Source organism: Methylocystis sp., from assembly GCF_021731785.1.
Classification (GTDB): Bacteria; Pseudomonadota; Alphaproteobacteria; order Rhizobiales; family Beijerinckiaceae; genus Methylocystis.
The window spans coordinates 1-9,763 of the sequence record NZ_JAKFWS010000094.1 but is presented as its reverse complement, the minus strand read 5'-3'; the positions used below and the strand labels follow the sequence as shown (position 1 = coordinate 9,763).

At 64.2% G+C, this 9,763-nt stretch carries 14 protein-coding genes; 6 read left to right on the top strand and 8 right to left on the bottom strand.

Features of this window, described 5'->3' with window-relative positions; genetic code table 11:
• A partial coding sequence (locus tag QZ964_RS14835; RefSeq protein WP_292532416.1) for an Hsp20 family protein occupies positions 1-380 on the bottom strand: 380 nt, incomplete at its 3' end.
• Positions 381-549: 169 nt separating this feature from the next.
• On the opposite strand from QZ964_RS14835, the gene QZ964_RS14830 reads away from it, so the two are divergent.
• Together QZ964_RS14830 and QZ964_RS14825 are read left to right on the top strand one after the other, a co-directional pair.
• Positions 550-984 (top strand): hypothetical protein, encoded by a 435-nt coding sequence (locus QZ964_RS14830; RefSeq protein ID WP_292532415.1) that lies wholly within the window; start codon positions 550-552, stop codon positions 982-984.
• Positions 985-1,021: 37 nt separating this feature from the next.
• Positions 1,022-1,435: a DUF6460 domain-containing protein gene (locus QZ964_RS14825; protein ID WP_292532414.1), complete on the top strand. Its 414-nt coding sequence runs from the start codon at positions 1,022-1,024 to the stop codon at positions 1,433-1,435.
• 9 nt (positions 1,436-1,444) lie between these two features.
• Here the strand turns inward: QZ964_RS14825 and QZ964_RS14820 are convergent, their stop codons facing one another.
• Entirely contained in the window at positions 1,445-2,401 is a 957-nt protein-coding gene (locus tag QZ964_RS14820) for an extensin family protein (protein ID WP_292532413.1), read from the bottom strand.
• Between the two features lie 178 nt (positions 2,402-2,579).
• Here QZ964_RS14820 and QZ964_RS14815 point away from each other — a divergent pair, with 178 nt between their 5' ends.
• On the top strand, positions 2,580-2,903 hold the full coding sequence (locus QZ964_RS14815) for a hypothetical protein (protein ID WP_292532412.1): 324 nt from the start codon (positions 2,580-2,582) through the stop codon (positions 2,901-2,903).
• A gap of 575 nt (positions 2,904-3,478) precedes the next feature.
• Here the strand turns inward: QZ964_RS14815 and QZ964_RS14810 are convergent.
• The 6 genes from QZ964_RS14810 to QZ964_RS14785 all read right to left on the bottom strand — a co-directional run bounded on the left by QZ964_RS14810 (position 3,479) and on the right by QZ964_RS14785 (position 7,809).
• Positions 3,479-3,892: a DUF2852 domain-containing protein gene (locus QZ964_RS14810; protein ID WP_292532411.1), complete on the bottom strand. Its 414-nt coding sequence runs from the start codon at positions 3,890-3,892 to the stop codon at positions 3,479-3,481.
• Between the two features lie 464 nt (positions 3,893-4,356).
• Entirely contained in the window at positions 4,357-4,677 is a 321-nt protein-coding gene (gene minE / locus QZ964_RS14805) for a cell division topological specificity factor MinE (protein ID WP_292532410.1), read from the bottom strand.
• Positions 4,674-5,489: a septum site-determining protein MinD gene (minD, locus tag QZ964_RS14800; protein ID WP_292532409.1), complete on the bottom strand. Its 816-nt coding sequence runs from the start codon at positions 5,487-5,489 to the stop codon at positions 4,674-4,676. The genes minE and minD overlap by 4 nt, the downstream gene beginning before the upstream one ends.
• A 14-nt stretch (positions 5,490-5,503) precedes the next feature.
• The gene (minC, locus tag QZ964_RS14795) at positions 5,504-6,301 is read right to left on the bottom strand and encodes a septum site-determining protein MinC (protein WP_292532418.1); all 798 of its coding nucleotides are present in this window, start codon (positions 6,299-6,301) and stop codon (positions 5,504-5,506) included.
• 103 nt (positions 6,302-6,404) lie between these two features.
• Entirely contained in the window at positions 6,405-7,025 is a 621-nt protein-coding gene (locus tag QZ964_RS14790) for a TetR/AcrR family transcriptional regulator (RefSeq protein ID WP_292532417.1), read from the bottom strand.
• A gap of 37 nt (positions 7,026-7,062) precedes the next feature.
• Positions 7,063-7,809: a YebC/PmpR family DNA-binding transcriptional regulator gene (locus tag QZ964_RS14785; RefSeq protein WP_292532408.1), complete on the bottom strand. Its 747-nt coding sequence runs from the start codon at positions 7,807-7,809 to the stop codon at positions 7,063-7,065.
• 116 nt (positions 7,810-7,925) lie between these two features.
• Between QZ964_RS14785 and QZ964_RS14780 the strand changes: the two genes are divergently transcribed.
• The 3 genes from QZ964_RS14780 to QZ964_RS14770 all read left to right on the top strand — a co-directional run.
• Entirely contained in the window at positions 7,926-8,864 is a 939-nt protein-coding gene (locus tag QZ964_RS14780) for a TIGR00730 family Rossman fold protein (protein ID WP_292532407.1), read from the top strand.
• Between the two features lie 105 nt (positions 8,865-8,969).
• On the top strand, positions 8,970-9,314 hold the full coding sequence (locus QZ964_RS14775; protein ID WP_292532406.1) for a YidB family protein: 345 nt from the start codon (positions 8,970-8,972) through the stop codon (positions 9,312-9,314).
• 220 nt (positions 9,315-9,534) lie between these two features.
• Positions 9,535-9,763, top strand: a 229-nt coding sequence (locus QZ964_RS14770; RefSeq protein ID WP_292532405.1) for a GDP-mannose 4,6-dehydratase, incomplete at its 3' end; no start/stop codon positions are given.

Genomic DNA, 9,763 nt, shown 5'->3' with positions numbered 1-9,763 from the left:
TCGGGGCGCGCCAGATCGATGGACAACAGGCCGTTGACGAGATCGGCGCCCAGCACCTGCATGCCTTCGGCCAGAAGAAAGGCGCGCTGGAACTGCCGGGCGGCGATGCCGCGATGGAGGAAATGGCGCTCCCGCTCCTCGCTCTGGCGCCCGCGGATGACAAGCTGGTTTTCTTCCAGCGAGACGTCGAGCTGGTCGCGGGTGAAGCCGGCGACGGCGAGCGTGATCCGAAGCCGCTCCGGCGCGCCGTCGCCGCGCGGAATGCGCTCGATATTATAAGGGGGGTAGCCGTCGGAGGCGGTGCGGGCGACCCGGTCGAGCGCCCGTTCGATTTCATCGAATCCGAGCAGGAACGGCGAATTGAGCGGCGGACGCGACATCTCACTGAAGCCCTGTTGGCGCCTCTTCGGCCGGAACCCGTGAAGCGCTCCGGCTACAGCTATATGGCCGAGCGCGCCGCGGCGTTCAAGCGCACCGATGCGCCCAAGGTTGACGTGGTAACGCGGAACGCCCATCTGCGAGCCAGCTTCCTCGAACCAGCGGCGACTAATGATGCAAATCCGGCGTCCGTTTCTCGCCATCATCCTTGCCGCAGCGTTTGGAGCGCCGGCCGCCGCAGATACGCCGCCGCCGATCATCGCGCCGGAAGGCGAACGCTTCACGCTGACTCCCGCCGAGGGCGGCTATGTCCGGCTGAACAAGGAAACCGGCGCGCTGTCCTATTGTTCGGTGAAGGACGGCGTCACTGTGTGTCGGCTTGGAGCCGAGGAGCGCGCCGCGTTCGAGGCGGAGATCGACCGGCTGCGCAAGGAGAACGCCGCGCTCAAAGCTCGCGCCGAGGCCGGGCCCGTCCCGCCGGCGGCAAGGCCGAACGCGACGCCCAGCGAAGAGGAGTTTGAGCGCGCGCTCTCCTTTACCGAGCGCTTTCTGCGCCGCATAATGCGCCTGTTTCGCGAAGAGTCGTCGCCCGGAGGCGCGCTGTGAGGGCCAGCTCTGTGAAGGCCATAAGGATGCGCCCGGCGTGACTGATCAGGGACCTTTCGCCAATTGGCCGCATCTCGACAAGCCGCGCCGGCCTGAGCGGCAAGACGCCGAGCGCGAGCTGCCACTCCTGCCGGGCTCCGAGAAGATTTCACAGGAAACCAGAGAAATGGCGTCGAACAACACGCTTGAACATTTCCTCGGCGGCTCGCCGCTCAATACTTTCGTGCGGCTGTTTGTTATTTCCCTAGTCGTCGGCGCCCTGCTGATGTGGCTAGAGCTGCGGCCGATCGATATTTTGCATGGCGTTCAGGCCTTCTTCGACCGCATCTATCAGCTGGGCTTCGGCGCGGTGCGGGAGCTTGTCAGCTATGTGCTCGCCGGCGCCGTCTTCGTCGTGCCGGCGTGGCTGATCCTGCGGCTGGTGAATATGGGCGGCGGCAAAAGGGGGTGAGCCGCAAGCCTATAGTCTTCCGCGCCGCCGGATGCTCGACGTCACATCGCGCTCATCGATGAGCTGGCCGATGCCGTCGCGCCGCGGCGGCAGCGGCGCCGACGGCGGCGGCGCATAGGCTTCGGGTCCGGCGAGCGGTCCCAGCCCGTCGCGCGCGCCCACTCCCGGTCCCTCGAACGCGGCGAGCGGCGGCTTGCCGGTCGTATCATTGTCGGTCTCTTCCTCGGCGCCGGGCGGCGGCGCGCGCCGCTGTGCGATGAGCGGCGAGGCATCGGGCGGCGGCAGAGTCTCCTGCGGCTCGGGCTTGCAAATGCTGCGTCCGGAGCGGCCGTGCATCGCCAGATCGACGTGGATATGATTGTAATGGAAGGCGTTGGAGCCTGGCGCCAGCACGGTCGAGAAATGGCCGCATGAGCCGCGATGCACGTCCATCAGAAAGGCGCGGGTCTGGGCGTCGCCGCGCCACCAGTCGCGGACAAGCGTGATCTCGCGGCCGTCAGCGAGCACGAATCCGCCGATATCGAGCGCATTGCCGAAGGCGTGTTCCGAAAGCTGCGTCCACCGCTGATTGTTCATGCCGCGGCAGGCATAGGAGCCCATCGAATTGATCTGGACGATTTGCTGTCCGAAGCGCGCCTGGGCGGCGGGCTGCACGGTGTCGGCGAGCCATCGGTCGAGCTCCGCGACCATCGAGCAGTCGAGAGTCGCGGTGGCGTTGAAGGCGACGGCGCCGCCTTGAAGCGCCGTCACCTTGAACGGTTTGGTGAGGCCGCAAATGCCGGGGCCATCTACCTCGGGCGCAAGCGCAATATATTCGGACGGGGCGACGCGTCTTTCGGCGAGACAGGCGTTTTCAGCCTGCGTGCGCCAGGCCGGCCGCTGCGGCTTCTGGCCGATCGAGCAGGCGGACAGCGCCGCCGCGGCGAGCGCCAGCACGAGCAGCGGTTGACGGACGCGGCGGACCATGCCGCGAGACTTGGCGCCGGGCCGTTAATTCACGGTCGAAAATTTTGGTTAACGGCGAGATATTTGCGAGATGTGGCCCGCGATCCACACGCCTGCGGAAGCGGGGCGCAAATGATCAACGATTGTCTCGAGACGCCGGGCTCACGGCAGAGGACGCGTCAGCGACCGCGCCATAGACTTGCAGCGTCGCGCCCGCCGCTACGCCAGGCGCGATCAACGCGCAAATTTGCTCAAGCGCCGCTTCCAGTTTTCGCCGGCCTTGAGTTCAGTCTTCCAGACCCATTTATTCTGGATCGTCCTAATCGCCCGGGATGACCGCTCTGCAACGATTGCCGGTTCGCGCTCCTTCGCCCGCTGCACGGGGGGAGTGGGCGCGACCGCTGCCGGCTGCGGCTTCTTCTTTTTGGGTTCAGCAGGGACAGCTTTTGCGACCTTGGCGGGCCGCCGCACCCGACGCGTCCTGGTTGATTCGGCGCTCGCCGGAGGTGCGTTTATCGCCTGATCTTGCAGCAGGTTCGGGAGCACTCGCCCCGGACGGCCCGTCGACGGCGGCGGAACTTGGGCAAGTTCAGCCGCCTTGCCGCCGAAAACCGCGTCCGCTGCGTCTAGAGCCGCCAAATAGGAGGGGTCACGTTCGATCTCAAGGGAGGCCGAAGCGCTCGGCTCATTAAGCGGCGGGCTCCCGCCAGCATTTTCAGTCTCTTCGATCTTCCACGGATTGGACGTCCGGGATTTGGAAGACCGACCTTTATATGCCGTTATGAACGGACGAGTGGGCTGGCGCATTGAAGCTGGAAATCTTTCTATCGAGGCATGCGGCGAGGGAGATCGCTCGAAAGACCTTCGGCGCAAGCGTCCCTATAGCAAGCGAATGCGGCCCGGATGCGACGCTACGGCCAAGCGTCTCAGACGACGGACGTTCGTTACCTATAACGGATAAGTGGCGACAAGTCATCGGAGTGGCGCGCCCTAAATGGGCGCTGCCGGCGCAAATCGGACGTCGCCGATTTGCGCCTGTCATCGTTCAGGGCGGCGTCTGGTCGGGTGACGCCGCCGACGCTTCGCCCAAGCCGCGCGCTACGCGCCTTTGCTCTCGCCGTGCTTGCGGCCGCGCATGAAGGATTCGAACTCCTCGCGGTCGCGGGCGCGGCGCAGCTGGTCAATATGTTCGGCGAAATCGCGCTCGGCTTCGGCGAGCTTGCGGCGTTCTTCCTCGAGACGCGCAAGTTCTCCTTCACGCCATTCGTCAAAGGCGACATTGCCGGTCGAGCGCATGAAGGACGGACCGCGCCAAGCGGCCGAACTCTCCCGGGCGACGCCGGTCACGGCTTCTTTCACCCGCGCGCCTTGCTCCTGCGCGAAGGCGTATAAATCGCCCTCAAAGCCCTGGCTGCGCTGCCAAAGCTTCCATAGCAGGATCGCGAGTCCGAGCGGCCAGAAGATGAAAAAGCCGACGATCACCGCCGCGATCTCATACGGCCTCCAGGACATTCGCCCGCAGTGCCCCCAGGGCGATCCGCGCTCTCCTGCTGACGACATGCGAGAATAACGATGGCAGCTCATGATGGGCTCCAATTTTGTCGACGGCCGCCCGCCGCGAAGCGGGGGCGACACCAATGTAATATGCATTAACATTAGCGCAAGGGGAAGACGCGCGCTGAGAAAATCGGCGCGGCGCCGAAAGCACATTTGCAAATTCCGAAGTGCCTGAGCGACGCGGCCGCCGCACTCCGCCGGCGCGTTCTTTCCGATCGTTGGCAGAGCGAGGCGACGAATCAGTATTGACGAGCGGGCGGCTCCCTGCGTGATGGCCGCGCTTGTCGCCGCCATCCAAGCCGTAACAGCCTTCCCGCCCTAGATGCTGGCCCAGGCCGGGCATCACGGCAGACTTGGCGTCGCCATCAATCGGAATTCGGAGGCCTGGGAGCGCTGGACGCTTGTCGCGTTCCGAAAACTCAGGCCGCCTTGCCGCTCAGATCATCTTCAAGCGCGTCGTTCTCGTCGAACGCCGGATCGTCTGGACGCGCCGCGTCCGAGTCGATCTCGATGTCGATTTCAAGCAGCGACATATCCGCCTTGCGGTGCATCTTCACCATCACCTTGTCGGGGTCGACCGCGATGTGCTTGGAGATCGCCGCGAGGACTTCCTTGTGCAGGACGCCGATGAGATTGGATGCGCGCGCCGATTTGCGTTCATGCGCCAGCAGAATCTGCAGGCGTTCGCGCGCGACCGGCGCGGTGGCGCCGCGGCGCCCGAACAATCCGAAAATATTCATGCCGCCCTCCGACCAAAGAGCCGGACGAAGAGTCCTCTCCTGTCTGTGGGAATTTTCACCGGAAGCTCTTCGCCGCACAGCCGCTTCGCCGCTTCCATATAGGCGCGCGCCGCCGCGCTCATGGCGTTGTGAAGAATGATCGGCGAGCCGACGTTCGAGGCGCGCAGAACTTCTTCGCTCTCTGGCACGATTCCAAGCAGCGGTATCGAGAGAATTTCCAGCACGTCATCGACGGCGAGCATCTCGCCGCGGCCGGCGCGCTGCGCGTCATAGCGCGTCAGCAAGAGATGCTTCTCGACCCGTTCGCCTCTTTCGGCGCGTTCGGTCTTGGCGTCGAGCAGGCCGATGATGCGGTCCGAATCGCGCACGGAGGAGACTTCCGGATTGGCGACGACGACAGCGACGTCGGCGAAGCGCATCGCGAGCGTAGCGCCGCGTTCGATGCCGGCGGGACTGTCGCAAACGATCCAGTCGAACTTTTCGCGCAATTCGCCGATGACCTGTTGCACGCCTTCTTCGGTCAAGGCGTCCTTGTCGCGCGTCTGCGAGGCGGGAAGCAGATAGAGATTGCTCAGCCGCTTGTCGCGGATGAGCGCCTGATGCAGCTTCGCGTCGCCCTGGGCGACGTTAATGAGGTCGAAGACAACGCGCCGCTCGGCGCCCATGACAAGGTCGAGGTTGCGCAGGCCGACGTCGAAATCGACGACCGCCACCTTATGACCCAGTTGCGCCAGCGCGGCGCCAAGCGCTGCGGTCGACGTTGTCTTTCCGACGCCTCCTTTGCCGGAGGTGACCACCAAAGTCTTGGACATTGTCTCGTCCTCTATTAATCGAGCCGTGCGATCTTGACCGTCTCGTTTTCGAGCCAGGCCTGAATGGATTGGCTTTGCACATTCGCCGAAATTTCTTCGGCGGTGAGATACACGCCGCACACCGAGAGCAACTCGGCTTCGAGCCTGCGGCAGAAGATTCGCGCGCGCTTCTCGCCATAGGCGCCGGCCATCGCGCGGCCGCGCAGCGTTCCGTAGATATGCACGGAGCCGCCGGCCATGATTTCCGCGCCCGAAGCGACGGAGCCGATGACGGTCACGTCGCCCTCGGGGTGATAGATCGACTGGCCGGAGCGCACCGGCTCCAGCAAGATGAGCGGCGCAGCGCTCGGCGCGGGCGGCATAGCCGACGCGACGCCGCCCGGAGAGCCGCTCACGCCGAGCGCATTCGCAATGTCCTTGAAGGCCGATTCTTCGCTTGGGGTCAGCGTTCCGGAACTTGCGTCTTTGGCAGGCGTGGCGTCAGCTTCGCTCGGCGGTTGAGGGGTGGCGCGGCCGCCGGCCAGAATCGGCGGCAGCGCGTCGCACGCCCATGACGGGTCGACGCCCGAGAGACCCATGATGCGTATGCCGCGTCGGCCGATATTTTCGAGAAGCTCGCCCAGTTCCGACTGCTCCAGCGTCAGTTTCGCGACGTCGATGACGATCGACTTCCGGCTGAAGAAGGCGGGAGACTGCGTAAGCAGCCCGTCCAATTGCTCGAACCAGCCTTCGAGCGGCTGTTCCGGTTCGAGAGTCAGAACGGGAAAGGATCTGCCCTTGAAGCGAATGTGTTTTGAAGACGCCTGCGGCACGACAGCCTCACGCAATTAAGATTTGCTTCATTTGAGGGGGTTAACGTTAATGAATGATTAAGGCGCGCGCCGAATTCGGCGATGGTTGCAGTTTATTAGAAGTTCAAGCCGGTCCGGCTTTGGCGCGCGCCGCCGCGCGCTCCATCACGCCTTGCGCGGCGCTTTCGAGTAAAAGCGCCGGATCGGCGCTTTCGACCGGATCGAAATGACCGGAGATGGTCAGCATCGCCACGCCATGCGCGAGCGACCAAATCTGCAGCGCCGCGTAGCGCGCGCCCTGGGCCGGCGCGCCCGCCTGCTGCAGCCAGGCGACGACCGCGCGCCAAAGGATCTCGAGCGCATGATCGGCGGCGCCGCCCGCGCCCGGATCGGCGAGCGTTTGCGCCTGACCGAACATGGCCGCGTAAAGTCCGGGCTCGTCGCGCGCAAATTTGAGATAGGCGGCGCACATCGCCCGCATCGCGCTTTTGGCGTCGGGCCGGCCTTCGTCCCACGCCGCCTCGATGCGCCCGCCAAAGGTTTCGAAACCGCGGCGCGCCAGTTCGCTGATCAACGCGTCGCGCCCGCTGAAATGACGATAGGGCGCGGCGGGCGAAACCCCGGCGCGGCGCGCGGCCTCCGTGAGCGTGAGCGCCGACGGTCCGCCCTCGGCGAGAATCTCCAGAGCGGCGTCGATCAGCGCCTGCTTGAGCGATCCGTGGTGATAGCCGCGCTTGTTGTGCATCTTCACCCAGCGCGCGGTTGGCGTTTATCGCTCGAAGCTATCCGGCGAGCTTGGCGACAAGCGCGTCGGAGACCTCGAAATTGGCGTAGACGTTCTGGACGTCGTCATTGTCTTCGAGCAAACCGACGAGTTTGAGGACTTTCTCGCCCGAATCGTCGTCGACCTTGATCGTGTTCTGCGGGCGCCAGGCGAGCGCCGCCTTGCGCGGCTCGCCAAATTTCTCTTCGAGCGCCTTGGCGACGTCGCGCAGCGATTCGACGGAGGTGATCACTTCATGCGTCTCGTCGGTCGTCGAGACGTCGTCGGCGCCGGCGTCGATCGCCGCCTCCATCATCGCGTCCTCCGTCGCCGCCTTTCTATCGAATTCGATGAGCCCGACCCGGTCGAACATGAAGGACACGGCGCCGGTCTCGGCGAGCGCGCCTCCTGCCTTGGTGAAATAGGAGCGCACCTCGCCCGCCGTGCGGTTGCGATTGTCGGTCAGGGCCTCGATGATCACGGCGACGCCGCCGGGGGCATAGCCCTCATAGCGCACCTCGTCGTAGTTTTCCGCGTCCGCGCCCGAGGCCTTCTTGATCGCGCGCTCGATATTGTCCTTTGGCATGTTCTCGGCCCGGGCGGCGAGAACGGCGGCGCGCAGCCGCGCGTTCATATTCGGGTCGGGCAGGCCCATCTTGGCGGCGACAGTAATTTCGCGGGCAAGCTTTGAAAAAAGCTTGGAGCGGATCGCGTCCTGCTTGCCCTTCTTGTGCATGATGTTCTTGAATTGACTATGCCCGGCCATGCGCTCTCGCCCTGCTCCTCGATAAATCTTCGCCCTCCGGCGTCCGGCGGGTCATATACGCCGGGCCAGTGCGGAAATAAAGAAAAGCGCCCGGGAGCGATGCAAGGAGAGAATGATTGAGCGCAAGCGACGAAGAGCGAAATTCTCGACGTGATCCCGATGAGCGGGCTTCGTCCGGACTTCCCGCGCCCCACGTCCCGGATCTGGCCGCGGCCAAGCGGCTGCAGGCGATCCTCTCCAGTCCCTCCTATCGCAAGGCCGACGAGGACATTGATTTTCTCGCCTCCGCCGAGGCGCGCGGTCCGCGCCTGGAACTGGAATATCTCAAGGCCGAACTGCTGCTGCGCCGCCATGGCGTCACCGATACGATCGTCGTCTTCGGCTCAACCCGCATCGTCGAGCCCGAATTGGCGGAACGCCGGCGCGCCGAAGCGCAGGCGCGCGCAAGCGCCGATCCCAATGACGCGGCCCTCGCCAGCAGGTTCGCGGCGGCGAAACGGGCCTGCGAAAATTCGCGCTATTATCAGATCGCGCACGAATTCGGCGCGCTCGTCGGTGCCGCCCGCCAGAGTGGGGATCAGCCACGCCTCGCTATCGTCACCGGCGGCGGACCGGGCATCATGGAGGCGGCCAACCGCGGCGCCTTCGAAGCCGGCGCCGAGACGGTGGGACTCAACATCACGCTGCCGCATGAGCAGCTTCCCAACACCTATGTCACGCCGTCGCTTTGCTTGCGGTTCCGCTATTTCGCGCTGCGCAAGCTGCATTTCATGCTGCGCGCGCGGGCTTTGGTCGCCTTCCCCGGAGGTTTCGGCACGTTCGACGAACTTTTCGAGACGCTCACGCTCGTGCAGACCGGCAAGGTCAAGCCGATCCCGATCATTCTCGTCGGCGAAACTTACTGGCGACGCGCCTTTGACGTCGATTTCCTGCTCGACGAAGGCGTGATCGATCCGCAGGATCGTCGTCTTTTCCGCTACGCCGAAACAGCGCCAGCCATCTGGCAAGAGATTCTGCGCTGGGGCGGCCCAAAGGAGGATTTGCTATTTGAATGAAGGCGTTAACGCGATGCGATCTCGCCTGCCATTGTAAAGCCTATGCCCCGCCTTATCTGAATTGGCGCGGCGCGAGGCGCACGCTTTTTTTAAAGGGAGATGAGCATGAGTTGGCTTAAAGCGATCGCTGGCGGCGTGGTAGGCGCTGAAGCCCTGAACCTTGTTAAGGAATATGTGGAGAAGCAAGGCGGCCTCGACGGCGTCGTTAAGAATTTCGAGAACTCCGGACTGGGCAAGCAGGTCCACTCCTGGATTGGCCTCGGTCCCAATGAAAAGATCAGCGAAGTGGACATCAGCAAGGTGATCAACGCCGACAAGCTGAAGGAAATCGCCAAGAACGCCGGAATCGACCTCGAAAAGGCGAATGCGCTTCTTGCCCAATATTTGCCCGAGGTCATCGACAAAGCGACGCCCGAAGGCAAATTGCCGCCTCCCGATAAAGGGGCGTAGGCCGTCCGATGGGCGGGTTTTTGGGTCTGCCGGCGGCGGCTTGCCGCCGGCGTCTCCGTCTCGCCCACGCTCTTGCTTAAGGCGCCCCGATTCTGTAATGGCGTCGCGCGCGCCCTCTTGCAGCCAGCCGCCCGCGGCTTGGGCGAGGACCGCCCGACGCTGCGGCGCGGCGAAATATCGCGTCGTTGCGGCCCGCCAGGCAATTTGAACAGGACCATGAATGACCAAGCGCGCGTTGGTGACCGGCATTACAGGACAGGACGGCGCCTATCTTTCGCAATTTTTGCTCGACAAGGGCTATGAGGTGCATGGCGTGGTGCGGCGCTCGTCGCACCGGGGCGTCGAGGACCATCGCCTGCGTTGGCTCGGCATCAGCGGCAAACTGAGTTTGCACGACGCCGATCTCGCCGATCTCTCAAGCCTGCTGCGCACCGTGCAGGCGGTCCAGC